The 256-nt window shown below is 44.9% G+C and carries 1 protein-coding gene; it reads right to left on the bottom strand.

The window, feature by feature from the left end:
- Positions 1–256: MFS transporter (locus AC3II9_RS22070; RefSeq protein WP_489158870.1), on the bottom strand; the 256-nt coding region annotated here is incomplete at both ends.

The following is a 256-nucleotide window of genomic DNA, read 5'->3' as shown; positions in this document are numbered from 1 at the left end:
GCGTAATGTCTGCCATAAAACTGATTCCCAGCGAAAAAGTAGAACCTACCGCCATACCAGCGATAAATAGGGAGATCGTTAATGCAAGCACAGAATATTCAACAAAGCTTGCTATTGTAAAGCTTACAAATCCAAGAAGCAACACGAGCGTTAATACCTTTGTTCTGCCCCAGTGAGCACTTAATAGCCCGAGCGGAAGCTGGAACACGATTGCGCCAATCGCAAAGGCTGCAAGGAAAACGGAAATACTCGATAC

The sequence above is a fragment of the Lysinibacillus sp. RU7 genome, assembly GCF_057837305.1.
Note: the sequence above shows the minus strand (reverse complement) of the source record. Positions and strands in the feature narration are given on the sequence as shown.